Source organism: Ensifer sp. ENS03 (assembly GCF_014852035.1).
GTDB lineage: Bacteria > Pseudomonadota > Alphaproteobacteria > Rhizobiales > Rhizobiaceae > Ensifer > Ensifer adhaerens.
The window spans coordinates 1,139,940-1,164,329 of the sequence record NZ_JACVAV010000002.1; the positions used below are offsets into that span (position 1 = coordinate 1,139,940).

Here is a 24,390-nt window from a genome sequence, read left to right on the forward strand (position 1 = left end):
TACCACCACACTTCGCCAGGTTTCTCGCAAAGGAAGCCCCTGAAAACACAACAGCCAGTGCCGAGGGAAGGCACTGGCTGGTATGTGCAACTCACTCGGGGAGTGTGAGTTGTAGGCCGGCGGTCTGCCTCCGGCGCCGCATTGGGGGCTATGCGCGCCACCGTCCGGTCAACAACAGAATGCGCGACATGGAAAAAGGTTCCATGACCCCGCAACAACCTTTTCGGCAGCAGCCGTCACGCCATCTTGTCGAGCTCGTCACGGTGGCGATAGAGCGCCAGGAAGCGGCGATAGTCGCGATCATAGGCGTCGCGAACCGCCGTGTTCGGCAGGCGCTCGTGCCCACCTGACGCCATTTCGGCGCCGGCCGCGGCGAGATCCGCGTGCATGCCGCCGGCAACCGCTGCCGCCATTGCCGTTCCGAGCAGGACGGCATCCGGCGCTTCCGGCGCCACAACCCGGCAGCCGGTAACGTCACAATAGAGTTCCATGAGCAGCGCATTGCGCACGTGGCCACCGGTGACGTGCAGTGTGTCGAGTTGGTAGCCGACCTCGCGCATCATCTCCAGGATATGGCGGATGCCGAGCGCGATCGCGACGCAGGTGCGCCAGTAGAGCCGGCAGAGCGCGTCGAAGGAGGAATCAAGCGGCAGGCCGCTGATGACGCCGAGGCCATGCGGATCGGCGAGCGGCGAGCGGTTGCCGTGGAAATCCGGCAAGACATGCAGGCGATCGGCAAAGGCCGCGCCCTGCTCGGCGCGCAGTTCCTGCACCCGGGCGATGATCCGGCCATGGGTTTCAGCGGTCGGTTCGAGACCGCCGCCATGGAGCCGCACGATATGGTCGAGCAGCGCGCCGGTCGCCGATTGCCCGCCCTCGATCAACCAGGCGCCGGGCAGCACCGCCTCGTAATAGGGGCCCCACATGCCGAAACCCGGCTTCATGTCCTTGGAAAAGGCGACGATGCAGCTCGACGTGCCGGCAATCAGGGCCAGCTGTTTTTCGAGCTTCTCCGGCTTGCCGATGAAGCCGCCGACGACGCCGAGCGCGCCGGCATAGGCATCGATCATGCCGGGGGCTACCTGGCAGGCCTCGTCGAGGCCAAGCTCGGCGGCGGCCGCAGCGTTCAGACGGCCGACAGAGCTTCCGATCGGCAGGGTCTCTTCCGGCAGCCCGCCGCGCTCAATGAGATCCTCGAGCCCAATCTTTGCGAGATAGTCCGGCTGCCAGCCGCGCTTCTCATGTGCCAGGTAATTCCACTTGGCCGTCAGCGTGCAGCGCGAACGCGCAGCACTGCCGGTCGCCCGCCAGGAAAGATAGTCGGCAAGATCGAAGAAGAAGCCAGCCTTCTGCCATTGCTGCGGCAGATTGCGCTTCAGCCACATGAGCTTCGGCATTTCCATTTCCGGCGACATCACGCGGCCGGAGAAATCGAGCACCGGATGGCCGGTCGCCGTGCAAAAATCCGCCTCGGCGAGCGCCCGGTGATCGAGCCAGACGATCGTGTCCCAGCGCGCCTCACCCTTGCGATTGACCGAAAGCGGCTTGCCCTCGCGGTCGCGCACCACCAGCGAGCAGGTGGCATCGAAGCCGATCGCTCCAATATCCTCCGCAGCGATCCCGGCCTTTTCCTTCGCCGCTTTGACAGCGCCGCAGACGGCGCGCCAGATATCTTCGGAATCGTGCTCGGCGTGGTTTTCTTCCGGCCGGTTCATGGCGATCGGCAGGTCGGCACGCGCAAGCAACCTGCCCTTGCCGTCAAAAATACCGGCGCGCGCACTGCCGGTACCGACATCGACCGCAACGACGAATTCACGCATCAAAGAAAGTCCCCGCCCCCAAGATCACGATGATTTAGGATCTGCCCGACCCAATCACAACCGCGATCGATTGTCATGAAGGAGAGCGGACGTGCGGGCGGAAAACCGCACACATGTTCCTCGTCCCGCTCCCGTTTCGTCCCTGCTGCTATCGGCCGACAAACTGTAGCAATTCGCCCATGTCGTCAAACAGCGCGTCGGGACTGAGAGCGGCAAGACTCTGCCGGTGCTTGTCGGTGCGCGCGTGGCTGCCGCCGGCAAAGGCAAAGACCCGCATGCCCGCCGCCTTCGCCGCTTCGATGCCGGCCGGACTGTCCTCGACGACGACGCAGTCGTGGGGATCGAAGCCCATCTGGCGGCTCGCGTGGAGAAAGAGATCCGGTGCCGGCTTGCCGTGTTTCACCATGGTGGCGGAGAAGATGTTGGGCTCGAAGAGGTCGATGAGCCCCGTGACGGTCAGCGACAGGCGGATGCGCTCGGGCTGGCTGGAAGAGGCGACGCAACAGGCGCCCTTCAGGCCTTCAACGGCGCCCCGGATGCCGGCGATCGGCTGGAGTTCGGTGCGGAAACGGTCGTAAAGCCGGAGGCGCATGCCTTCGAGAAACGCATCGTCGGTGGCAAGCCCGTATTCGTCGTGCAGGATCGCCGACATGCTCTTGAGGCTGCGTCCGAGAAAGCGTTCGGTCGCCTCCTCGGTGGTCATCGAGACGCCGGCGGCCGAGAGCACGTCCACCAGCACCTCCAGCGAGATCGGCTCGCTGTCGACGAGTACCCCGTCGCAGTCGAAGATCACCAGCCCGGACGCCGCATCCGCCATCGCATTTTATCCCTCAAGCTTGCCGTCCAGATAAAGCTGGAGCGTAGCGCGCGTACCCTTTTCCCAGAGGGTTTTCAATGCATCGGCGAAACGACGTCGGAAGAGATCGGAGCGAGCGACGTCGCCGAAGATGTCGCCGAGCGCCAGGAAGGCCATGGGATCGTCCTTGGCGGCAAGCGCTGCCTTGTTCAGCCGGTCGGCGCTCTGGTCGTTGAAGGCGATCGTCTTGCCGCTGTCCGACGTGCCGGCAAAGTATCGGCACCAGAGCGCTGAAACGAGCGATAGCCCGACGACATCCTCGCCGCGCGCCAGCCGATCGGCCGTCGAAGGCAGGATGAACTTCGGCTGCCGGTTGGAGCCGTCCTGGGCCAGCCGCGGGATGGTGTCGCCGATCTTCGGATTGGAAAAGCGCGTCTCGATCAGCTTGTAATAATCGCCGAGATCGGTGTTCGGCACCGGCGGAATGACCGGGATGATCTCGTCATGCTCCAGCTTGGCAAGGAAGGCGCGGATCAGCGGCTCCTCCATCGCCTCGTGGACAAAATGAATGTCGAGCAAGGCGGCGGGATAGGCGATCGCCGCATGGCCGCCATTGAGAATGCGGATCTTCATGTGCTCATAGGGCGCCACGTCAGGCACGAACTGGACGCCGACCTTCTCCAGGGCCGGGCGACCGAGTGGGAAGTGATCTTCGAGCACCCACTGCTTGAATTCCTCGCAGAACACCGGCCAGGCATCCTCGATGCCGTAGTCGTCGGCGACGATGCCGATCTCGCGCGCACCGGTTGCCGGCGTGATCCGGTCGACCATGCCGTTCGGGAAGGCGACATTGGCGTCGATCCAGTCGGCAAAGGCGGGATCATGGAGACGGGCCAGCCCCGAAACCGCCGCATGGGTAACCTCGCCGTTGCCCGGGATGTTGTCGCAGGACATCACGGTGAACGGCGGCACGTTTTTGCCGCGGCGCGCCTTCAGCCCGGCAACGATCAGCCCGAACACCGTCTTCGGAGCCGCCGGGTTCTGCGCATCGGCAACGATATCGGGGTGGGTCGGGTTGAACACACCCGAGGCCGGATCGATGAAATAGCCGCCTTCAGTGATGGTCAGCGAGACGATGCGGATCGAGGGATCGGCGAGCCTGGCAACGATCCCGGCGACGTCGCCCGGTTCCAGATAGTCAATCATTGCGCCTGTGACATGGGCGCCTGTGCGGTTGTTGTCCTGCTCGACGACGGTCGTCAGGAAATCCTGCGCCGCGAGCTTGGCCCGCATCGTTGCGTCGGAGGGAAGGACGCCGGCACCGATGATCGCCCAGTCCCTGTCGTGGCCGGCGTTGAAGAGATCGTCGAGATAGACGGCCTGGTGCGCCCGGTGGAAGTTGCCGACGCCGAAATGCACGATGCCCGCCGTCAGTTGCGACCGATCGTAGGCAGGCACGCCGGCTTTGGCCTTGATCGTGTCGAGGGCGGCAATTGAGAGTTTGGTCGTCATGATCCCGTATCCTTTCGAGGCTTCACCGACTGGCGCCGGTTCAGCTCATCCAATTGCCGCCATCGACGTTGTAGGTCTGCGAGACGACGTAGTCGCTCTCGGCTGACGCGAGGAAGATCGCCATGCCCGTCAGGTCCTCTGCCGTTCCCATCCGGCCGAAGGGCACCTCGGCGCCAACGAGCTTCTTCTTTTCGCCGCGCGGGCGGTTCTCGTATTTGGCAAACAGCGCATCGACGCCGTCCCAGTGTTCGCCATCGACCACGCCGGGCGCGATCGCGTTGACGTTGATGCCGTGCTTGATGAGGCCGAGGCCGGCCGACTGGGTGAGACTGATGACCGCCGCCTTGGTGGCGCAATAGACGGCGACCAGCGCCTCGCCGCGCCTGCCTGCCTGGCTTGCCATGTTGATGATCTTGCCGCCCCTGCCCTGATCTATCATCTGCCTGGCTGCGGCCTGCATCGTGAACAGCGTGCCCGATACGTTGATCGCAAACAGCCGGTCGTAGCTCTGACGGCTGATCTCGACGATCGGCGCAAGGTCGAAGAGCGCGGCATTGTTGACGAGGATGTCGAGCCCACCCGCTTGCCGGACGACGGCGGCGATCGCCTCGTCGATCGACGCCTGTTGGGTCACGTCCATCTCCACCGCATAGGCGCCGGCGCCGATCTCGGACGCTGTCTCACGCGCCCGCTCGATGTTGATGTCGGCGATTGCGACCGTGGCGCCCTCGCGGATATAGGCCTCCGCGAAGGCACGACCGATCCCTCGCGCAGATCCGGTGATCAGCGCGCTCTTCCCGTCGAGCCTCTTCATCGAACCGCCAGCCCCTTTTCGTCGAACCTGTGGACGCGCTGCGGATCGGGCGTCAGGAAGACCCGGTCACCATGGGTCACGGCGAAATCGCCGCTGACCCGCGCCGTCACCGTGCCGACATTGTCGACATTGACGTGCAGGAAGGTGTCGGAGCCGAGATGCTCGGCAACACCGACCGTGCCCTGCCAGGTTCCGCTTTCCTTCGAAAGCGCCAGATGTTCAGGCCGAATGCCCATCGTGTGCGCCTGATAGGCGGAAGCCGCCGCACCGCTGACGATGTTCATGCGCGGCGAGCCGATGAAGCCGGCGACGAACAGGTTGTCCGGCTTGTGGTAGAGGTCGAGCGGCGAGCCGACCTGCTCGATGCGACCACGATTGAGCACCACGATCTTGTCGGCCATGGTCATCGCCTCCACCTGGTCGTGGGTGACGTAGATCATCGTCGTCTTCAGGTCCTGGTGCAGTTGGCTGATTTCAAGCCGCATGTTGACGCGCAGCGCCGCGTCGAGGTTCGACAGCGGCTCGTCGAACAGGAACGCCTTCGGCTGGCGCACGATCGCTCGGCCGATCGCGACGCGCTGACGCTGGCCGCCCGAAAGCTGACGCGGCTTGCGGTCGAGATAGTCGGTGAGGTTCAACACGCGGGCTGCATCCGACACCTTCTTGTCGATGACGGCCTTGTCCTCGCCCGCCATTTTCAGGGGAAAGGCGATGTTGGAACGCACGCTCATATGCGGATAGAGCGCATAGGACTGGAACACCATCGACAGGCCGCGCTGTGCCGGTGGCAGTTCGGTGGCGTTCTTGCCGTCGATGACGATGTCGCCGTCACTGACGTCTTCGAGGCCGGCAATCAGCCGGAGCAGCGTCGATTTCCCGCAACCGGACGGTCCGACGAAGACGACGAACTCGCCATTGTTGATGTCGAGGTCGATCGAGGGGATGACGGCATGGGCGCCGAAGACCTTCGAAACCTTGCTGAGTGTAATGCTTCCCATTGTCGTATCCCTTATTTGACCGCGCCGAAGGTGAGGCCGCGCACGAGCTGCTTCTGCGAGAACCAGCCGAGTATGAGGATGGGGGCGATCGCCATGGTCGAGGCGGCCGAGAGCTTGGCGTAGAACAGGCCTTCGGGGCTCGAATAGGAGGCGATGAAGGCCGTCAGCGGTGCGGCTTTGGCGGCGCTGAGGTTCAGCGTCCAGAACGCTTCGTTCCAGGCGAGGATGATGTTCAGGAGCAGCGTCGAGGCGATGCCGGGGATCGCCATCGGCGTCAGCACATAGATGATCTCCTTGGAAAGCGACGCGCCGTCCATGCGCGCGGCCTCCAGGATCTCGCCGGGGATTTCCTTGAAGTAGGTGTAGAGCATCCAGATGATGATCGGCAGGTTGATCAGCGTCAGCACGATGACGAGACCGGTGCGGGTATCGAGCAGCCCGGTGTTGCGGAACAACAGATACATCGGCACCAGCACGCCGACCGACGGCATCATCTTGGTGGAGAGCATCCACATCAGCACGTCCTTGGTGCGCTTGGTCGGCGAAAAGGCCATCGCCCAGGCGGACGGAATGGCGATGATCAGCCCGATCAAGGTCGAACCGAAGGAGACGACGACCGAGTTCATGAAGTGCAGGAAGTAGTTCGAGCGGCTCTGCACCTCGTGATAGTTCTCCGTCGTCCAGTCGAAGAAGAACAGCGACGGCGGCGATGCGATCGCCTCGGCCTCGGTCTTGAAGCTCGTCAGGAACGTCCAGAGGATCGGGAAGAAGATGAGGATGCCGATCGTCCAGGCGACGACGGTGACGACGATCTTTCTTTGGGTGGAGACGTTGCGTGCCATGGTTCTCAAGCCTCCAGCGTCTTGCCGATCATGCGCATCAGGAAGAATGCGACGATGTTGGCAAGGATGACCGCGATGATGCCGCCGGCCGAAGCACCGCCCACGTCGAACTGCAGCAGGGCCTGCGCATAGACGAGGAAGGTCAGGTTGGTGCTCTGCGTGCCCGGGCCGCCATTGGTGGTGACCAGAATTTCGGCAAAGACCGAGAGCAGGAAGATCGTCTGAATGAGGATGACGACGGTGATCGCGCGAGAAAGATGCGGCAACACCAGGTAGATGAAGCGGCTCAAGGCGCCGGCGCCGTCCATCTGCGCGGCTTCCTTCTGCTCCTCGTCGAGCGATTGCAGCGCGGTCAGAAGGATCAGTGTCGCGAACGGCAGCCACTGCCAGGCGACGATCAGGATCACCGACATCAGGGGCGCATTGGCGAGAAAGTCGAAAGGCTGCAGCCCGAAGAGCTTGGCGATCCAGGCAAAGAGCCCATTGACCGGGTTCATGAACATGTTCTTCCAGACGAGTGCCGCGACCGTCGGCATGATCAGGAACGGCGCGATGACCAGAATGCGCACGATCCCCTGCCCGAACATCGGCTGGTCCAGCAGAAGCGCCAGCGCGATGCCGCCGATGACAGTGATGAACAACACGCCGAGCACGATCGCCAGCGTGTTGAAGAGCGCCTGGAAGAAAGCGGGATCGGTCAGGAAGTAGCTGTAGTTGGAAAAGCCCGCGAACTCCTCCATCCCCGGCATCAGAAGATTGTAGCGCAGGAACGAGAAGTAGATCGTCATGGCCAGCGGAACGATCATCCAGGCCAGAAGCAGAAGCACCGAAGGCGCAATCATCAGACGCGCGGCGGAGCGGGTGTGCAAGGTCGCCATGGCGTCCCCCCAAATGACGGAATTCAACGCTGTTTCGAGATCGGGTCGGGCGGCGCGTTTTTCCGCGCGAGCCCTGCGGCTACCTTCGGGATTTACCGGGGCGCCAGCCATTTGCGGCCAGCACCCCGGGCCCTTGGGAGCCTTACTTGATGTAACCGGCCTTGGTCATTTCGCGTTCGGTCAGCTTCTGGGCGCTGGCAAGCGCGTCGTCGACGCTCATCTGGCCGGCAAGAGCCGCCGAGAACTGCTGGCCGACCGCCGTGCCGAGACCCTGGAATTCCGGGATCGCCACGAACTGCACGCCGACATAGGGAACCGGCTTGACCGCCGGGTTCTTCGGGTCGGCCGCGTTGATCGAGTCGAGCGTCATCTTCGCGAAGGGTGCTGCCTTCTGGTACTCGGGGTTGGCGTAGAGCGAGGTGCGCGTGCCCGGAGGAACGTTCGCCCAGCCTTCCTTGTCTGCCACGAGCTTCAGATAGTCCTTGCCGGTTGCCCAGGAGATGAACTTCTCGGCCGAGGCGACCTTCTGTGAGCCCGCGGGGATCGCAAGGTTCCAGGCCCAGAGCCAGTTGCCGCGTTTGCCGAGGCCGGTGTCCGGCGCGAGCGCGAAGCCGACCTTATCGGCAACGGTCGATTCCTTCGGGTTGGTGACGAAGGAAGCGGCCACGGTCGCGTCGATCCACATGCCGCACTTGCCGGTCTGGAACAGCGACAGGTTCTCGTTGAAGCCGTTGGAGGATGCGCCGGGCGGTCCGGCGTCGTTCATCAGCTTGACGTAGAAGTCGAGCGCGTTCTTCCATTCGGGCTGGTCGAACTGCGGCTTCCAGTTCTCGTCGAACCAGCGGGCGCCAAAGGCGTTCGCGGTCGCCGTCAGGAAGGCCATGTTCTCGCCCCAGCCGGCCTTGCCGCGCAGGCAGATGCCGTAGACTTCGGCGTTCTTGTCTGTGATCTTACGTGCCGCGTCGGCGATGAAGTCCCAGGTCGGCGCGTCGGGCATGGTCAGCCCGGCCTTCTCGAACAGGTCCTTGCGGTACATCACCATCGAGCTTTCGCCGTAGAAAGGTGCCGCATAGAGCTTGCCGTCGATGGTGAGGCCGGAGCGGATCGCCGGCAAGAGGTCGTCGACATCGTAGTCGGCGCCGAGATTGTCGAGCGGCAGCAGCCAGCCCTGCTTCGCCCAGATCGGCACTTCATAGGTGCCGATCGTCATGATGTCGTACTGGCCGCCCTTGGTGGCGATATCGGTCGTCACGCGCTGGCGCAGCACGTTTTCCTCAAGCGTTACCCACTCGAGCTGAATGTCCGGATTCTTGGACGTGAAATCTTCCGTCAGCTTCTGCATCCGGATCATGTCGCCGTTGTTCACGGTCGCGATCGTCAGGGTTTCTGCTTGGGCCAGACCCGACAGTGCGACTGCCGAGCACGTGCCCAGCAGGAAAGTTCTCAAGTTCATTGACTTCCTCCCAGAAGAAATTGAGCATTTGCCTCGCTCATGGGCAATTACTCACTTCTCATGACGAATTGTCAATGCGCATTCGTTGCTGCGGCGCACACAGAAACATTAGAAGATTGTTTTGATTGCCGATTTTTTCGTTTCGCAAATGCGAAAGGCCGGCGCTGGGGCCGGCCTTTTCAATCGTTTCGCATAACGATCATGCGTTGAGCAGATAGCTCGCCGTCGCCTCATCGGTGATAAGGCCGTTGATAATGCCGCCCTTTACGGCCGCCCGCAGCGCCTCATACTTGCGCTGCCCCTTGGCAAGTCCGATTACAGACGCCCGGTCGCGCGGCGGCAAGGGAACGGAGGCGACGCGCTCGTTGAAGCTGCCCGAGAGCAACGCGCCATCATGATCGAACATCCAGCCACAGATCTCGCCCGCGGCACCCGCCTTGGTCAGACCGGCCATCTCGTCCTGGGCGAGGAACCCGTCCTGGCAGAGCGGCGCGTCCGGGCCGAGCTCGCCGACGCCGACGAAGGCGACATTGGCTTCGGCGCCTAGCTTCAGAGCCACCTGCACCAGGCTCTGGCTGTGCAGCACCTCCCGCTCCTCGGCCGAAGCGGCGAGCACCGGCAGCGGCATCGGAAAATGCCGGGCCTTGACCGCATCGGCCATGCTGAAGATGACGTTGTAATAGGCGGCCGAACCATCAAGGCCGATATTGCCCGTGAGCGACACGATGCGGTGCTGCGGACATTCCATCGGCGGCAACTGATCGACCGCCGCTTTCAGCGTGCGCCCGGTACCGATCGCCAGCACCTGCGGCTCGGACGATTTCAGCCAGCGCTCGATCTCGGCGGCCCCGGCTTCCGCGATGCCAACGGTCGTCGAGGTCGAACCGGGATCGCTCGGCACCACCTCCACATGTTTCAGTCCGTATTTGTCGCGAAGACCTGCGGCCGCCTCGAGGCAGGCGGCAATCGGATGGTCGAGCCGAACCTTGATCAGCCGCTCGGACATGGCGAGCGAAACCAATCGCTGCGCCGACTGGCGCGAGATTCCCATGACGGTGGCGATCTCATCCTGGGTGCGGCCAGCGACATAGTATAGCCAGCCTGCCCGGGCAGCATCGTCAAGCCTGTTGTTCGCCTCGCCCCTGCGTGCCATCGCTGTTCTCCATCCCCCCCGATCACGATACTTTTGGATCCTGTCGATCCAAAAGTATCGTGATCGATCTTCATAAGCAGAGCGGGGTGCGGGCGGAAAACCGCGCACACTTTTCCTCACCCCGCTCTGATCTGCTGCCACTATTGCCCCGCCCTGTCAAACATCGGCCAAGAACAAGGGCTTGGCAGGTCTGCCGCAAGGCCCGGGATCACAAGGCTTTTCGGCCGTTTCGACCTTAAATTTTTACCGTTTGATAAAAAAATAAAGCGTGTTACCGTTCCATCATCCTGAGAAAACATTGGGAGCCAAAAATGGGAACGACACAATCTGGGATCCTCGGCGGCCGCCTGCCGCTCGGGGAGTACGAGAGCAATTTCTCCGACCTGCATCCACCGCTCGACAAGCACGAGGCCCTCGTCGCTTCCGACCGCTGTTATTTCTGTCATGACGCGCCGTGCATGACGGCCTGTCCCACCTCCATCGATATCCCGCTGTTCATTCGGCAGATATCGACCGGAAACCCGATCGGATCGGCCAAGACGATCTTCGATCAGAACATCCTGGGCGGCATGTGCGCCCGCGTCTGTCCCACCGAAACGCTGTGCGAACAGGCTTGCGTTCGCAACACCGCCGAGGAGCGCCCGGTCGAGATCGGCCGCCTGCAGCGCTATGCGACCGACGTGGCGATGAAAGAGAACAAGCAGTTCTACACCCGTGCTGAAACCTCCGGCCGCAAGATCGCCGTCGTCGGCGCCGGCCCGGCCGGCCTTGCTGCTGCCCATCGGTTGGCCGTCAAGGGCCACGACGTCGTGATCTACGATGCCCGGCCGAAGTCCGGCGGCCTCAATGAGTACGGCATTGCCGCCTACAAGTCGGTCGACGACTTCGCGCAGAAGGAAGTCGACTACGTGCTGGCGATCGGCGGCATCGAAGTGCGCCAGGGCCAGGCGCTCGGCCGCGATTTCACCCTCGCCGACCTCTCGGAACAGTATGACGCCGTCTTCCTCGGCCTCGGCCTTGCGGGCGTGAACGCGCTGCGTCTCGAAGGCGAAAGTGCCGAAGGCGTTGACGATGCCGTCGACTTCATCGCCGCCCTTCGCCAGTCGAAGACCAAGGCCGATATCCCGGTCGGCCGTCGCGTCGTCGTCCTCGGTGGCGGCATGACCGCAATCGATGCGGCCGTGCAGGCAAAGCTGCTCGGCGCGGAAGAAGTGACGATCTGTTATCGCCGCGGCAAGGAGCACATGAACGCCTCCGAGTTCGAGCAGGACCTGGCGGCCTCCAAGGGCGTCACCATCCGCCACTGGCTGCAGCCGAAGCGCATCGCCGAGAAGGACGGCAAGGTCGCCGGCATCGAGCTGGAATACACCACGCTCGAAGACGGAAAGCTGACGGCGACCGGCGAAACCGGTATCATTGCCGCCGACCAGATCTTCAAGGCGATCGGCCAGAGCTTCCTCGGAGCAGGCCTCGGCGCGCTGCAACTCGAAGGCGGCCGCATTGTTGCCGACGCCGAAGGGCGCACGTCGCTGCCCAACGTCTGGGCCGGCGGCGACTGCGTGCTCGGCGGTGAAGACCTCACGGTCTCGGCCGTCGCCATGGGCCGCGACGCGGCTGAATCGATCAATCGGGCCTTCGCCGCGGCAGCGCCGCGCGCGAGCGCAGTTGCCTAAGGGATCGGGAGGAGAAACCAATGGCTGATCTTCGCAATAATTTTGTCGGCATCAAATCCCCGAACCCGTTCTGGCTGGCATCCGCCCCACCGACGGACAAAGCTTACAACGTCGAGCGCGCATTCAAGGCGGGCTGGGGCGGCGTCGTCTGGAAGACGCTCGGCGAGGAAGGCCCGCCGGTCGTCAACGTCAACGGCCCGCGCTACGGCGCGATCTGGGGCGCCGACCGCCGGCTGCTCGGGCTGAACAACATCGAGCTCATCACCGACCGCGACCTCTATGTGAACCTGCGCGAAATGAAGCAGGTGAAGATGAACTGGCCGGATCGCGCCCTGATCGCCTCGATCATGGTGCCCTGCGAGGAAGAGGCGTGGAAGGCGATCCTGCCGCTGGTCGAGGAAACCGGCGCCGACGGCATCGAACTCAACTTCGGCTGTCCGCACGGCATGTCTGAACGTGGCATGGGTGCTGCGGTCGGCCAGGTGCCGGAATACATCGAGATGGTCGTGCGCTGGTGCAAGCAGTACACGCGCATGCCTGTCATCACCAAATTGACGCCCAATATCACCGACATCCGCAAGCCCGCCCGCGCCGCCAAGGCCGGCGGCACCGACGCGGTGTCGTTGATCAACACGATCAATTCGATCGTCTCGGTCGACCTCGACAACTTCGCCCCCAACCCGACGGTCGGCGGCAAGGGCACCCACGGCGGCTATTGCGGCCCGGCGGTGAAGCCGATCGCGCTCAATATGGTCGCCGAGATCGCTCGCGATCCGGAAACCTACGGCCTGCCGATCTCCGGCATCGGCGGCATCACCACCTGGCGCGACGCGGCCGAGTTCCTGGCACTTGGCGCCGGCAACGTCCAGGTCTGCACCGCAGCCATGACCTATGGCTTCAAGATCGTCCAGGAAATGATCTCGGGCCTCTCCGACTGGATGGACGCCAAGGGTCACCGCAACCTCGATGATATCACCGGACGCGCGGTACCGAACGTTACCGACTGGCAGTATCTGAACCTCAACTACATCGCCAAGGCGAAGATCGACCAGGATGCCTGCATCAAGTGCGGTCGCTGCCACATCGCCTGCGAGGATACCTCACACCAGGCGATCACGCAGTTCGTCAACGGCGTACGTCACTTCGAGGTAATGGAAGACGAGTGCGTTGGCTGCAATCTCTGCGTCAACGTCTGTCCCGTCGAAAACTGCATCACCATGGAAGAGCTGCCGGCCGGCACGCTCGACCAGCGCACCGGCAAGCCGGTCGATCCAAACTACGCCAACTGGACGACCCATCCGAACAACCCGATGGCCCGCCAGGCCGCTGAGTAGCGGATCTCGTCACTTCATCGAAACGCCGCCGGACCACAAATCCGGCGGCGTTTTCTCATGTGCCCTCAGAACTCGATGACGACCTTGCCGAACGGGCCGCGGTCGAGATGCGCCAGAGCCTCGCGGAACTGTTCGAACGAATAGCGCGCATCGATGACTGGCTTGATCGCGGTCCGGTCGATCGCCACGGTGAAATCCTCGAGTGCCCGGCGATGGGCAACGCCAATGCCCTGGATGACCGGCGATTTCAGCAGGACCGGCGTGACTGGTGCCGAGATCTCCGCGCCTTCGAACACCCCGATCACCGATATCCGCCCTTGCACGGCAACCGCCTGCAGCGACTTGCCGAGATTGGCGCCGCCCGCCATCTCCAGAATATGATCGGCGCCGTGATCGCCGGTAATCTCAAGAACCCGCTCCGCCCAGTCCTCAGATACACGGTCGATCCCGTGATCGGCGCCAAGCGCCAACGCACGCTCCAGCTTGTCCTTGCTGGCCGACGTGACGATGACCTCGGCGCCATGCGCCTTGGCGATCTGCAACCCGAACAGCGACACGCCGCCGGTCCCCTGCACGACCACGCGGTCGCCGGCCTTGGGATGCCCCTTCTCGACCAGGGCGAACCAGGCCGTCACCCCGGCACAGGGCAAGGTGCTCGCCTCGCCATCGTCCAGGCTCTCGGGTGCTGCTACGAACCAGTCCTCGGGGAAAGCGACATATTGCGACGCGACACCCGGGTTCAGGCCGCCAAGGGCAAACGACGTTGGATGACGAGCCGTTCCCGGCTTTTGACCGTCGATCCAGGTCGGATCGAAAACGGAGATGACCCGATCGCCGGGCTGGAAGCGCGTCACGCCGCGGCCGACCGCTTCCACCACCCCTGCCATGTCGGAGCCCGGCACGAAGGGGAAGGAAAGCGGCATGCCCATGCCGTTTTCCAAGACCAGCTTGTCGCGAAAATTGAGCGACACGGCCGTCGTGCGAACCAGCACCTCACCTGGGCCCGGCTCCGGAACACGGCGCTCGGTAATTTTGAGGTTTTCGGCTCCAAGCGCGTCGATCGTCCATTCCTTCATCAGTCTTGCCATAGTCCGTTCCTTTCACTGCATTGATCTGATGGAGGAAGCATAGCGTTGAATTTATCTCTCCAGTTGCGATAAGAATTCGCCATATTGGTTCTTAAAAGGAGACAATCTTGGAGCGGTTGGGAGGCATTTCGATCTTCGTCGAGGCGGTCGAAGCTGGCGGATTTTCAGCGGCGGCCGAACGGCTGAACCTCTCGCGCTCCGCTGTCGGCAAGACGATTGCCAAGCTCGAACAAAGACTTGGCGTCCGGCTCTTCCATCGCACGACCCGCACGCAGAGCCTGACGGCCGAAGGCCAGCTCTATTATGAAAGTTGTCTCAGAGCCGTTGGTGAGATTCGTGCCGGCGAGGCACTGCTGGAATCGGGCAAGCAGGAGATCAGAGGTCGGCTGCGCATGTCCCTGCCCGTGGTTTTCGGACGGCAATGCGTCATGCCGCTCTTGTCGGAACTGCTGGGTCAGCACCCGCTCCTGGAACTCGACGTCAATTTCAGCGACCGCAGGGTCGATCTTGTCGAGGATGGCTTCGATCTCGCCATTCGCACAGGTCCACTGCCCGATGAACCCGATGTGATGGCGCGCAAGGTTGCCGACCAGCCCATGACGGTCTGCGCCTCCCCCGCCTACCTGCAGCGGCACGGCACGCCGCGCAGCATCGATGACCTTCTTCACCATCAGGCGATCCTCTATCGGCGCAGCAGCGATGCGCTTTCCTGGTCCTTCCCGGTCAAGGGAGCGGTACCCCGGCAGGTGACGCCGCCGGCACGGCTGAAACTGGACGACCTGACCTCGATCGCCGATGCGGCGGCAGACGGCTTCGGCCTTGCATGGCTGCCGTGCTGGCTGGTGCGCAGCCACATCGACTCAGGACGGCTCGTCCGCATTCTTACCGATGTGCCCGCCCTCTCCTTCGCAGCCCATGTCGTGTGGCCGCGCACGCAATACATGCCGCCGAAATTGCGGCTGATGATCGACACGCTGGCCGATCGACTGGCCCCCATGATGCAATGATCCGCGGAGCATTCCTGCTTCCGAAGGCGGCGGCGTGCGGATAATGGTCGGCTTTGGCGGCCGCTTCGCCCGGCTCTGCGGATCCCGCCCGCACCCGAGCGCGTTCCTGCGGCCGGATTCGGATGAATAGCGTGCTGCGCCGATAACGAACAGGACACGAAAACGAAACAGATTGTGTAAAAATGGTAAGTTGTCGGCTCGTACGATCTGGATAATAAGGGAGTACTCATACGGGGTGCGTCGCGGGCTCGATCAGGGCCGCAACGCGATCTCCAAAGGTTTTGACACTGCAGCCGGACGACGCTCCGGCAGAGCCGGACTTGTTGCTTGACGATCATTTCGGCCAACCGACGCAAGCGAATGCACCTCGTCTCCGGGGCCATACTCGGTACGTTCGTTCTGGCGCATTTCTTCAACCACTCGCTCGGCCTGATCTCCGTCGAAGCGATGGAAACCGCCCGCAAAGGCTTCAATCTCATCTGGCACAGCCTGCCCGGCACAGTGCTGCTCTACGGCGCCCTGCTGCTGCATTTCGCCATGGCGCTCGAAAGCATCTATCGTCGGCAGACGCTCAGAATGCCGGCGCGCGAGGCGCTGAAGATCGTCTTCGGCCTCAGCCTGCCTTTCCTTTTGATCGGCCACGTGACGGCCGCACGCGTCGAGCCACTTCTTACCGGGGTCGACGCGGATTATCCGGACATGCTCCGCATGCTCTGGTCGAATTCCGTCAATGCCACGAGACAATCGCTCGCCCTGCTGCTCGTCTGGGGCCACGGCTGCCTCGGGGCCTGGTTCTGGATGCGCGGCCGAGCCTGGTTCCCGCGCTACGAAATCCTGCTCTACACAGTCGCGATCCTCGTGCCGATCTTCGCGCTGCTCGGCTTCGTCAGCGGCGCCCGCTCGATCGAGGACGGTTACGCCGAACATGGCGGCTACGGCGACCGTTCCTATTCGAAGCCTCCGTTCGACCTCACGCTTCTCGAGGATATTCGGCTCGGCCTCTATTTCGGCTTCGGCGGCCTGATCGCCGGCACGTTCCTGCTGCGGGCCATGCCGAAGGGCGGGCGCATTCGCGTGCGCTATCCCGACGGTCGGGTGGCCACCGTCAATCTCGGCTTCAGCGTGCTCGAGGCGAGTAGGGCCGCGGGCATCGCCCACGTCTCGGTCTGCGGCGGCCGTGGCCGATGCTCGACCTGCCGGGTGCGCATCATCCAGGGGCTTGAAGACCAGCCGCCACCCGAGGATGCGGAGCTCGCGACACTCACCCGGATCGGCGCACCCGACAATGTCCGCCTCGCCTGCCAGTTTCGCCCTGTCCACAACGTCACCGTCGTGCCGATCCTCGACAGCGACAGCCTCGGCATCAAGAAGCAGATCGGCCGCGAGGGCGGCGAAGGTCGCGAACGGCGCATCGCCGTGCTCTTCTGCGACCTGCGCGGCTTCACCAGCATTGCCGAACACAAGCTGCCTTTCGACACCGTGTTCCTGCTCAACCGCTACTTCGAGATGGTGGGCGAAGCGGTCGAGGATTCCGGCGGCGTCATCGACAAGTTCATCGGTGACGGCGCATTGGCGATCTTCGGGCTGAAGAGCACCTACACGGAGGCCTGCCGGCAGTCGCTTGCCGCCGCCGTGCGCATATCCAAGGGCCTCGAGACGCTGAACCAGACCTTCCGCGGCGAACTCGACGAGCCGCTGCGCATCGCCATGGGCCTGCACGCCGGCCCGGCGATCATCGGCGAGATCGGCTACGGCCAGGCCACATCGCTGACGGCGGTCGGCGATACGATTAACACGGCGAGCCGTCTGGAAGGCCTCGCCAAGGAACACGACGTACAATTGGCCGTCTCGGCCGAGCTCGTCAACCGCGCGGGCCTGGTGATCGAAGGGCATGAGCGGCTGGACATCGGCCTGCGCGGCCGGCAGGCGACGCTCGAAACCTGGATCGTCGGGGATGCCGCCGGTATCTCCACGGCCTTGCAACCTGCACCGTCGAACGCGTAGTGCAACCCCTTGAAAGCGTGAAACAGTTTCCACGCCCGAAGTTGCATACCTTCAAGGCTTTGGATCTTTTCACGGTTTCAATGAAGCGCTGAAATGATCTAGTAGTGGAGATCCTTCCCGCCCTCGCCGCCGATCCAATCCGGAAGCCCGCATGAAACAGGACGTCTCCCCGAAAACCGCGCACCAGGTTCATGCGAAGGGCGCCGAGAAGCTGAAGGCGCATCTGGCGATGATGACCTTCGCCGTCCTGATCGCCGGCTCCTTTTCCTTCGGCGGCCTTGCCACCCAACATATGGGCGCCGGGCCGCTGACGCTCTGGCGCTATCTTTTGACCGTCGTCGTCCTTGGCCTGCTCACCTTCGGCTATGCGCGCGTTCCCTTTCGCTTTCCCAAGCAAGCGTGGCGCTTCGTAATCCTCGGCGGGTTGATCGCCGTCTACATGCTGACGATGTTCAAGGCGCTGGAGTTCACCAGCCCTGTTTCAACAGGCGCGGTCTTCACGCTGATGCCGCTCTTGAGCGCCGGCTTCGCGTTTGTGTTGCTCGGTCAGCATACGCGCCCGGGCGTGCTCGCCGGGCTCATCATCGCTGCCCTTGGCGCCGTCTGGGTGATCTTTCGCGCCGATGTCGGCGCGATCCTTGCCTTCGACGTCGGCCAGGGCGAATTGATCTTCTTCGTCGGCGTCGTCTGCCACGCGGTCTATGTGCCGCTGATCCGCAAGTTCGGCCGAGAGGAAAGTCCATTCGCCTTCGGCTTCTGGGTGGCTGTCTTCACCGTTCCCTGGCTGCTGGTACCGGGCGCGGCCGGTCTCGTCAGGGCCGATTTCGCCAGCCTGCCACCGGTCGTCTGGCTCGCCGTCCTCTATCTGGCCGTTGTGACCACGGCGATCACCTTCCTGCTCCTGCAATACGCCTCGATGCGGCTACCCGCATCGAAAGTGCTTGGCTACGGCTATCTGACGCCGAGCTTCATCATCCTGCTCGAAGGTCTGCTCGGTCATGGCTGGACCAGCCTGCCGGTGCTTGCCGGCGCGCTGACCACGGCCTGCGGCCTGCTGCTGATGGCGCTGCTGCCAGATTGAAATGCGGCTCAAGCCGCCGGCTGCTCGCTCACCTGCAGCCCGTCGACGAAGAGCCGTTCGAGGAAGCGTGCCGCATCCTCGAAGCGCCCGTCCCCGGCGTTTCCCTGGCCGAGCACGGCGCGCACCTGCACGTCGAAGTCGGCGTAGTGCTGGGTGGTGGACCAGATCGCGAAGATCAGGTGATAGGGATCGCATTTGGCGATCTTGCCGGCCTTGGCCCAGGCCCGGATTACCTCGGCCTTCTCGTCGACCAGCGACTTCAAGGGCCCCTTGAGCTCGTCCTCGATATGCGGCGCGCCCTGCAGCACCTCGTTGGCGAAGAGCCGGCTTTCGCGCGGATAGTCACGGGCCATTTCGAGCTTGCGCCGAATATAGCTGCGGATTTCGGCGACCGGATTCCCCTCGGCGTTGAACTCCCGCAAGGGGTCGAGCCAGGTGTCGAGCACCCGGTCGATCAGCGCCCGGTGCATCGCTTCCTTGGTGCGGAAATAATAGAGCAAATTGGGCTTCGACATTCCCGCCACTTCGGCAATCTGGTCGACGGTCGAGCCGCGGAAACCGTTGGCGGAAAAGACTTCGAGCGCGGCCTCGAGAATGCGCTCTTCCTTCTCCCCTTGTATGCGGGTCCGCCTCTGGGTCCTGGCCGCTCTCGGTAATACCATATGTCCCCCTGGCCATGCCTGCGCAGCTCGTCGCGCAGGAACCGGCTGCCCAATTTCCGGCCTCGCCATCTTATTGGGCAACAACTTCGTTTTTTTGTTTTTCCGGCTTGAGTGCCGCAACGGAAGTTGTAATGTTTACCAACCGGTCAAATTATCAGCCAGTTCACCGCCAAAGGCAACGGCTGATCGAAGGGCACCAGAAAAAACCAAGCCTGGATTTGACCACGGGAACATGAGGGCGCGCCGATCAAGGCAAAGCCCTGAAAAGATGAGGAGACCGCCGTGGCTGCACCTGGCGAGAACATGCGCGTCAATGCCGACCGCCTGTGGGATTCACTTATGGAAATGGCCAAGATCGGCCCTGGTGTCGCGGGCGGCAACAACCGCCAGACGCTGACCGACGAGGACGCCGAAGGGCGCCGGCTGTTCCAGTCCTGGTGCGAAAAGGCCGGCCTCACCATGGGCGTCGACACCATGGGCAATATGTTCTTCACAAGGCCCGGCACCGACCCGGATGCGCTGCCCGTCTATATCGGCTCGCATCTCGATACCCAGCCGACCGGCGGCAAGTATGACGGCGTGCTCGGCGTGCTCTCGGGCCTCGAGGTCGTTCGCTCGATGAACGATCTCGGCATCAAGACCAAGCATCCCGTCGTTGTCACCAACTGGACCAACGAGGAAGGCGCGCGCTTCGCGCCGGCCATGCTCGCATCGGGCGTCTTTGCCGGCGTGCACAGTCAGGATTTCGCCTACGGCCGCAAGGATCCCGAAGGAAAGACCTTCGGCGACGAACTGAAACGCATCGGCTGGGTCGGCGACGAGGAAGTCGGCGCCCGCAAGATGCACGCCTATTTCGAGTACCATATCGAGCAGGGCCCGATCCTCGAAGCCGAGGGCAAGGACATCGGCGTCGTCACCCACTGTCAGGGCCTATGGTGGCTGGAGTTCACGCTCACCGGCCGCGAAGCCCATACGGGCTCGACCCCGATGAACATGCGCGTTAACGCCGGCCTTGCCATGGCCCGCATTCTGGAAATGGTCCAGGGCGTCGCGATGGAAAACCAGCCGGGCGCCGTCGGCGGCGTCGGCCAGGTGTTCTTCTCGCCCAATTCCCGCAACGTGCTGCCGGGCAAGGTGGTCTTCACCGTCGACATCCGCTCGCCGGACAAGGCCAAGCTCGACCGCATGCGGGCAAAGATCGAGGCCGAGGCACCGAAGATCACTGACGCGCTTGGCGTCGGCTGTTCCATCGAGGCGATCGGCCATTTCGAGCCGGTCACCTTCGATCCAAAGCTGGTCAGCGCCGTGCGTAACGCCGCCGAGCATCTCGGCTACAGCCACATGAACCTCATCTCGGGCGCCGGGCATGATGCCTGCTGGGCCGCCAAGGTGGCGCCGACGACGATGATCATGTGCCCCTGCGTCGGTGGCCTCAGCCACAACGAGGCGGAGGACATCTCCAGGGAGTGGGCCAGCGCCGGCGCCGACGTCCTCTTCCACGCCGTCGTCGAAACGGCCGAAATCGTCGAATGAGTTTGCGGGCGGGACGAAAGTTCCGCCCTTTTTCGTGGCGGTTGCCTGGCCGCCGGAAGCGCAATCGCGAGGAACAATCATGAGCACTGTCATCAAGGGTGGAACCATCGTCACGGCCGACCTGACCTACAAGGCGGACGTCAAGATCGAGGGCGGAAAGATCGTCGAGATCGGCCCGAACCTGTCGGGCGACGAAACGCTCGATGCGAGCGGCTGTTACATCATGCCCGGCGGCATCGACCCGCATACGCATCTCGAAATGCCCTTCATGGGCACCTATTCCTCCGACGACTTCGAAAGCGGCACGCGGGCAGCCCTTGCCGGCGGCACGACCATGGTGGTCGACTTTGCACTGCCCTCGCCCAACCAGTCGCTGCTCGAAGCGCTCACCATGTGGGACAACAAGTCCACCCGCGCCAACTGCGACTATTCCTTCCACATGGCGATCACCTGGTGGAGCGAGCAGGTCTTCAACGAGATGGAGACCATCGTCAAGGACAAGGGCATCAACACCTTCAAGCACTTCATGGCCTATAAGGGCGCCCTGATGGTGGATGACGACGAGATGTTCTCGTCCTTCCAGCGCTGCGCAGCACTTGGTGCGCTGCCGTTGGTGCACGCCGAAAACGGCGACGTCGTCGCGCAGTTGCAGGCAAAGCTGCTTGCCGAGGGCAACAACGGGCCGGAAGCGCACGCCTATTCGCGCCCGGCCGAGGTCGAAGGCGAAGCGACCAACCGCGCGATCATGATCGCCGACATGGCTGGCTGCCCGGTCTACATCGTGCACACCTCTTGCGAACAGGCGCACGAGGCGATCCGCCGGGCCCGCTCCAAGGGCATGCGCGTCTTCGGCGAACCGTTGATCCAGCATCTGACGCTCGATGAAACCGAGTATTTCAACAAGGACTGGGACCATGCGGCCCGCCGCGTGATGTCGCCGCCGTTCCGCAACAAGCTGCATCAGGACAGTCTCTGGGCCGGCCTTGCCTCGGGCTCGCTGCAGGTGGTGGCGACCGACCACTGCGCTTTCACGTCCGAGCAGAAGCGCTTCGGCGTCGGCGACTTCACCAAGATCCCGAACGGCACCGGTGGCCTCGAAGACCGCATGCCGATGCTGTGGACCCATGGCGTCAACACCGGCCGCATCACCATGAACGAGTTTGTGGCGGTGACCTCGACCAACATCGCCAAGATCCTCAACATCTACCCGAAGAAGGGCGCAATCCTTGTCGGCGCCGATGCCGACCTCGTCGTCTGGGATCCGAAGCGCACCAAGACGATCTCCGCCAAGAGCCAGCAGTCGACGATCGACTACAACGTCTTCGAAGGCAAGGAGGTAAAGGGCCTGCCGCGCTTTACCCTTACCCGCGGCGTCGTCGCGATCGAGGAAAGCACGGTCAAGACCCGCGAGGGCCACGGCGAATTCGTCCGCCGCGATCCCTTCCCGGCGGTCAGCTCCGCCCTTTCTACCTGGAAGGAAGTCACCGCCCCCCGCGCCGTCCAGCGCACCGGCATTCCGGCCACGGGCGTTTGAGGCCTCATGTTTCGCGGCTTGCACGTCTTCGCGCCGCTCTGTCCCACCGGACATGTCCCACCACTATGGCGGGGCAGTTCGGCGCGGGCGGCGTCAGGTGGGCACGAACTGATCGAGCTCGGGCAGCAGCACGAGGCTTTCGCGCTGGTTCGGATCCGTGCGCGCGATGACGGCCGAACAGGGCGCGTTCGAGCGGTTCTCCGGCAGATGCGGCATGCCGGCGGGGATGTAGACCATCTCACCGGCCCTAGCGACGACGTGCTCCTCAAGCCTCTCGCCAAACCAGGTCCAGGCCTCCCCGGAAAGCACGTAGATCGCCGTCTCGTGGCTCTCATGCAGATGCGCCTTGGCGCGCACACCGGGCGGGATCGTGACGATGTGCATGCAGAGCCCGGTTGCCCCGACGGTCTCCGCTGTAATGCCCTCGAAATAGTTGAGCCCCTGCTGGCCGGCCACGGCGCCTTCAGGACGAACCACGCGACAGCCCGGATTGGATGATCGAGACATGAGCGTTCTCCAGAATTCCCTGAAAAACCAGCAACAAACGGCTTCGCACCCAAATCCGCGATTGCATGTTGCCGGTCCGGATAGCAGTCTGACACAGACCAGCCAGAATGAGTATTCGCCGATGACGTCCAATACCGCATCCGTGGTTTCGGCCCGGGACCTCTGCCTGACTTTCGAAACCGCCGATGGCCCGGTGCATGCACTGACCGGCGTCAACCTGGATGTCGCCAAGGGTGACTTCGTTTCCTTCATCGGTCCGTCCGGCTGCGGCAAGACGACCTTCTTGCGCGTGATCGCCGATCTGGAAAAAGCGACCTCCGGCACGATCAGCGTCAACGGCATGACGCCTGAGCAGGCGCGCAACAAGCGCGCCTATGGCTACGTCTTCCAGGCCGCAGCGCTCTATCCCTGGCGCACCATCGAAAACAACATCGCTCTGCCGCTTGAGATCATGGGCTATTCGAAGGAAGAGAAGAAGGCCCGCATCGAGCGCACGCTCGACCTCGTCAACCTCTCCGGCTTCGGCAAGAAATATCCCTGGCAGCTCTCCGGTGGTATGCAGCAGCGCGCCTCCATCGCCCGCGCACTGGCGTTTGATGCCGACCTGCTTCTGATGGACGAGCCCTTCGGCGCGCTCGACGAGATCGTTCGCGACCACCTCAACGAACAGCTCTTGAAGCTCTGGGCCCGCACCAACAAGACGATCTGCTTCGTCACCCATTCGATCCCTGAAGCTGTCTACCTCTCCACCAAGATCGTGGTGATGAGCCCCCGCCCCGGCCGCGTCACCGATGTGATCGAATCGCCGCTGCCGCGCGAACGGCCGCTCGGCATTCGCGAGACACCGGAGTTCCTCGAAATCGCCCATCGCGTCCGCGAAGGCCTGCGCGCGGGACACAGCTATGACGAATAGCATCGGCATCCGCCGGGCCGAACAGACCGACATGGCCGCCTGCGCCGGCATTCTCAACCGCTGGATCGACGCGACGGCCTGGATGCCGCGGGTGCACGAGCATGCCGATGTCGAACGCTATTATGCCGAGACCGTCTTTGCCGAACGCACCGTACTCTTGGCAGAGGACGACGGCGAGATCGCCGGCTTCCTTTCCCTCTCTGACGACCACCACGTCACCGCGCTTTACATCGATGAGTGGCATCGTGGCGCAGGCATTGGCGCCCGGCTGATCGACACCGCCAAGGCGATGTCACCGGATGAATTGAGCCTATGGACCTTCGAACACAATCGTGATGCCCAGCGCTTCTACGAGCACCAGGGCTTCGAGGCTGTGCGGCGGACCGACGGCGACAACGAGGAGCAACTGCCGGATATCCTCTATCGCTGGCGCGGCAGAAAGGTGCGGGCATGAACCTTGCCTTCGGCCTCTGGATGCTCTTGGCAACGACGATCTTCCTCGGTGGCGCGACCGCCTCGCGCGCCTATGTCTCCAACAACCACCTCGGCATGCTCTTGCTTGCACTTGGGCTCTACGTGATCGGCAACATCATCATGGTGAAGCTCATGCGCGAGGGCGGCCTCGGCCTGGCAATCTCGCTGTCGGCGATCGTGCAGCTCGTTATGGTCAATGTCATCGCCTTCACCGTGTTCGGCGAACGATTGAGCCTCACGCAGGCCGCCGGCGTGCTTCTCGGCATCGTCGCAATGGGCCTGATGTTGTTCCCCGCAAGCGGAAAGGCGTGACA

General features: G+C 63.2%; 22 protein-coding genes. 10 read left to right on the forward strand and 12 right to left on the reverse strand.

Annotated features, from left to right (window positions below):
* Window positions 1-236: 236 nt before the first annotated feature.
* The 9 genes from IB263_RS12330 to IB263_RS12370 form a co-directional block, all read right to left on the reverse strand.
* Complete coding sequence (locus IB263_RS12330; RefSeq protein ID WP_113505448.1) at window positions 237-1,820, reverse strand: FGGY-family carbohydrate kinase; 1,584 nt, start codon at window positions 1,818-1,820, stop codon at window positions 237-239.
* A gap of 148 nt (window positions 1,821-1,968) precedes the next feature.
* Entirely contained in the window at window positions 1,969-2,637 is a 669-nt protein-coding gene (locus tag IB263_RS12335) for an HAD family phosphatase (RefSeq protein WP_060518898.1), read from the reverse strand.
* 6 nt (window positions 2,638-2,643) lie between these two features.
* A complete protein-coding gene (locus IB263_RS12340; protein ID WP_060605137.1) occupies window positions 2,644-4,128 on the reverse strand; it encodes a mannitol dehydrogenase family protein in 1,485 nt (494 codons plus the stop codon).
* A 40-nt stretch (window positions 4,129-4,168) separates the two neighbouring features.
* Window positions 4,169-4,942, reverse strand: coding sequence for an L-iditol 2-dehydrogenase (locus IB263_RS12345; protein WP_034794082.1), 774 nt, complete (start codon window positions 4,940-4,942; stop codon window positions 4,169-4,171).
* On the reverse strand, window positions 4,939-5,940 hold the full coding sequence (locus IB263_RS12350) for an ABC transporter ATP-binding protein (protein WP_034794095.1): 1,002 nt from the start codon (window positions 5,938-5,940) through the stop codon (window positions 4,939-4,941). Before IB263_RS12350 ends, IB263_RS12345 begins: the two co-directional genes overlap by 4 nt.
* A gap of 11 nt (window positions 5,941-5,951) precedes the next feature.
* Window positions 5,952-6,782, reverse strand: coding sequence for a carbohydrate ABC transporter permease (locus IB263_RS12355; protein WP_034794097.1), 831 nt, complete (start codon window positions 6,780-6,782; stop codon window positions 5,952-5,954).
* Window positions 6,783-6,787: 5 nt separating this feature from the next.
* On the reverse strand, window positions 6,788-7,660 hold the full coding sequence (locus IB263_RS12360) for a carbohydrate ABC transporter permease (RefSeq protein WP_060518902.1): 873 nt from the start codon (window positions 7,658-7,660) through the stop codon (window positions 6,788-6,790).
* Window positions 7,661-7,802: 142 nt separating this feature from the next.
* On the reverse strand, window positions 7,803-9,113 hold the full coding sequence (locus tag IB263_RS12365; RefSeq protein WP_060582418.1) for a sugar ABC transporter substrate-binding protein: 1,311 nt from the start codon (window positions 9,111-9,113) through the stop codon (window positions 7,803-7,805).
* A gap of 199 nt (window positions 9,114-9,312) precedes the next feature.
* Window positions 9,313-10,266: a sugar-binding transcriptional regulator gene (locus IB263_RS12370; RefSeq protein ID WP_060518905.1), complete on the reverse strand. Its 954-nt coding sequence runs from the start codon at window positions 10,264-10,266 to the stop codon at window positions 9,313-9,315.
* A 311-nt stretch (window positions 10,267-10,577) separates the two neighbouring features.
* On the opposite strand from IB263_RS12370, the gene IB263_RS12375 reads away from it, so the two are divergent.
* On the forward strand, window positions 10,578-11,939 hold the full coding sequence (locus tag IB263_RS12375) for an NAD(P)-dependent oxidoreductase (protein ID WP_089045629.1): 1,362 nt from the start codon (window positions 10,578-10,580) through the stop codon (window positions 11,937-11,939).
* A 20-nt stretch (window positions 11,940-11,959) separates the two neighbouring features.
* On the forward strand, window positions 11,960-13,273 hold the full coding sequence (gene preA / locus IB263_RS12380) for an NAD-dependent dihydropyrimidine dehydrogenase subunit PreA (protein WP_034794108.1): 1,314 nt from the start codon (window positions 11,960-11,962) through the stop codon (window positions 13,271-13,273).
* 65 nt (window positions 13,274-13,338) lie between these two features.
* Here the strand turns inward: preA and IB263_RS12385 are convergent, their stop codons facing one another.
* Window positions 13,339-14,361: an NAD(P)-dependent alcohol dehydrogenase gene (locus tag IB263_RS12385; protein ID WP_060605148.1), complete on the reverse strand. Its 1,023-nt coding sequence runs from the start codon at window positions 14,359-14,361 to the stop codon at window positions 13,339-13,341.
* Between the two features lie 107 nt (window positions 14,362-14,468).
* Here IB263_RS12385 and IB263_RS12390 point away from each other — a divergent pair, with 107 nt between their 5' ends.
* From IB263_RS12390 to IB263_RS12400, 3 genes are all read left to right on the forward strand, one after another.
* Entirely contained in the window at window positions 14,469-15,368 is a 900-nt protein-coding gene (locus IB263_RS12390) for a LysR family transcriptional regulator (RefSeq protein ID WP_034794112.1), read from the forward strand.
* Window positions 15,369-15,695: 327 nt separating this feature from the next.
* On the forward strand, window positions 15,696-17,372 hold the full coding sequence (locus IB263_RS12395; RefSeq protein WP_089045633.1) for an adenylate/guanylate cyclase domain-containing protein: 1,677 nt from the start codon (window positions 15,696-15,698) through the stop codon (window positions 17,370-17,372).
* Between the two features lie 151 nt (window positions 17,373-17,523).
* Window positions 17,524-18,453 (forward strand): DMT family transporter, encoded by a 930-nt coding sequence (locus IB263_RS12400; RefSeq protein ID WP_060605154.1) that lies wholly within the window; start codon window positions 17,524-17,526, stop codon window positions 18,451-18,453.
* Between the two features lie 8 nt (window positions 18,454-18,461).
* On the opposite strand, the gene IB263_RS12405 is transcribed toward IB263_RS12400, so the two are convergent.
* Window positions 18,462-19,115, reverse strand: coding sequence for a TetR family transcriptional regulator C-terminal domain-containing protein (locus IB263_RS12405; protein ID WP_034794116.1), 654 nt, complete (start codon window positions 19,113-19,115; stop codon window positions 18,462-18,464).
* A 282-nt stretch (window positions 19,116-19,397) separates the two neighbouring features.
* On the opposite strand from IB263_RS12405, the gene IB263_RS12410 reads away from it, so the two are divergent.
* Window positions 19,398-20,648 carry a Zn-dependent hydrolase gene (locus IB263_RS12410; RefSeq protein WP_090298213.1) on the forward strand — a complete coding sequence of 417 codons (1,251 nt, stop codon included), beginning with the start codon at window positions 19,398-19,400 and terminating at the stop codon, window positions 20,646-20,648.
* A 79-nt stretch (window positions 20,649-20,727) separates the two neighbouring features.
* On the forward strand, window positions 20,728-22,182 hold the full coding sequence (gene hydA / locus IB263_RS12415) for a dihydropyrimidinase (RefSeq protein ID WP_192438546.1): 1,455 nt from the start codon (window positions 20,728-20,730) through the stop codon (window positions 22,180-22,182).
* Between the two features lie 93 nt (window positions 22,183-22,275).
* Here the strand turns inward: hydA and IB263_RS12420 are convergent, their stop codons facing one another.
* Entirely contained in the window at window positions 22,276-22,689 is a 414-nt protein-coding gene (locus tag IB263_RS12420) for a cupin domain-containing protein (RefSeq protein WP_192438547.1), read from the reverse strand.
* Window positions 22,690-22,810: 121 nt separating this feature from the next.
* Between IB263_RS12420 and IB263_RS12425 the strand changes: the two genes are divergently transcribed.
* Genes IB263_RS12425 through IB263_RS12435 form a run of 3 tightly spaced genes read left to right on the forward strand, consistent with a single transcriptional unit; the run spans window position 22,811 to window position 24,388 of the window.
* On the forward strand, window positions 22,811-23,602 hold the full coding sequence (locus IB263_RS12425; RefSeq protein WP_034794266.1) for an ABC transporter ATP-binding protein: 792 nt from the start codon (window positions 22,811-22,813) through the stop codon (window positions 23,600-23,602).
* Complete coding sequence (locus tag IB263_RS12430) at window positions 23,592-24,056, forward strand: GNAT family N-acetyltransferase (RefSeq protein ID WP_192438548.1); 465 nt, start codon at window positions 23,592-23,594, stop codon at window positions 24,054-24,056. Before IB263_RS12425 ends, IB263_RS12430 begins: the two co-directional genes overlap by 11 nt.
* Window positions 24,053-24,388: a membrane protein gene (locus tag IB263_RS12435; protein ID WP_034794138.1), complete on the forward strand. Its 336-nt coding sequence runs from the start codon at window positions 24,053-24,055 to the stop codon at window positions 24,386-24,388. The genes IB263_RS12430 and IB263_RS12435 overlap by 4 nt, the downstream gene beginning before the upstream one ends.
* Window positions 24,389-24,390 lie beyond the last annotated feature (2 nt).

Excerpts from the sequence above, each read along its gene's own strand:
- IB263_RS12330 (WP_113505448.1), bottom strand. The coding sequence starts at position 1,820 with ATGCGTGAATTCGTCGTTGCGGTCGATGTCGGTACCGGCAGTGCGCGC.
- IB263_RS12335 (WP_060518898.1), bottom strand. The coding sequence starts at position 2,637 with ATGGCGGATGCGGCGTCCGGGCTGGTGATCTTCGACTGCGACGGGGTA.
- IB263_RS12340 (WP_060605137.1), bottom strand. The coding sequence starts at position 4,128 with ATGACGACCAAACTCTCAATTGCCGCCCTCGACACGATCAAGGCCAAA.
- IB263_RS12345 (WP_034794082.1), bottom strand. The coding sequence starts at position 4,942 with ATGAAGAGGCTCGACGGGAAGAGCGCGCTGATCACCGGATCTGCGCGA.
- IB263_RS12350 (WP_034794095.1), bottom strand. The coding sequence starts at position 5,940 with ATGGGAAGCATTACACTCAGCAAGGTTTCGAAGGTCTTCGGCGCCCAT.
- IB263_RS12355 (WP_034794097.1), bottom strand. The coding sequence starts at position 6,782 with ATGGCACGCAACGTCTCCACCCAAAGAAAGATCGTCGTCACCGTCGTC.
- IB263_RS12360 (WP_060518902.1), bottom strand. The coding sequence starts at position 7,660 with ATGGCGACCTTGCACACCCGCTCCGCCGCGCGTCTGATGATTGCGCCT.
- IB263_RS12365 (WP_060582418.1), bottom strand. The coding sequence starts at position 9,113 with ATGAACTTGAGAACTTTCCTGCTGGGCACGTGCTCGGCAGTCGCACTG.
- IB263_RS12370 (WP_060518905.1), bottom strand. The coding sequence starts at position 10,266 with ATGGCACGCAGGGGCGAGGCGAACAACAGGCTTGACGATGCTGCCCGG.
- IB263_RS12375 (WP_089045629.1), top strand. The coding sequence starts at position 10,578 with ATGGGAACGACACAATCTGGGATCCTCGGCGGCCGCCTGCCGCTCGGG.
- preA (WP_034794108.1), top strand. The coding sequence starts at position 11,960 with ATGGCTGATCTTCGCAATAATTTTGTCGGCATCAAATCCCCGAACCCG.
- IB263_RS12385 (WP_060605148.1), bottom strand. The coding sequence starts at position 14,361 with ATGGCAAGACTGATGAAGGAATGGACGATCGACGCGCTTGGAGCCGAA.
- IB263_RS12400 (WP_060605154.1), top strand. The coding sequence starts at position 17,524 with ATGAAACAGGACGTCTCCCCGAAAACCGCGCACCAGGTTCATGCGAAG.
- IB263_RS12405 (WP_034794116.1), bottom strand. The coding sequence starts at position 19,115 with ATGGTATTACCGAGAGCGGCCAGGACCCAGAGGCGGACCCGCATACAA.
- hydA (WP_192438546.1), top strand. The coding sequence starts at position 20,728 with ATGAGCACTGTCATCAAGGGTGGAACCATCGTCACGGCCGACCTGACC.
- IB263_RS12420 (WP_192438547.1), bottom strand. The coding sequence starts at position 22,689 with ATGTCTCGATCATCCAATCCGGGCTGTCGCGTGGTTCGTCCTGAAGGC.
- IB263_RS12425 (WP_034794266.1), top strand. The coding sequence starts at position 22,811 with ATGACGTCCAATACCGCATCCGTGGTTTCGGCCCGGGACCTCTGCCTG.
- IB263_RS12430 (WP_192438548.1), top strand. The coding sequence starts at position 23,592 with ATGACGAATAGCATCGGCATCCGCCGGGCCGAACAGACCGACATGGCC.
- IB263_RS12435 (WP_034794138.1), top strand. The coding sequence starts at position 24,053 with ATGAACCTTGCCTTCGGCCTCTGGATGCTCTTGGCAACGACGATCTTC.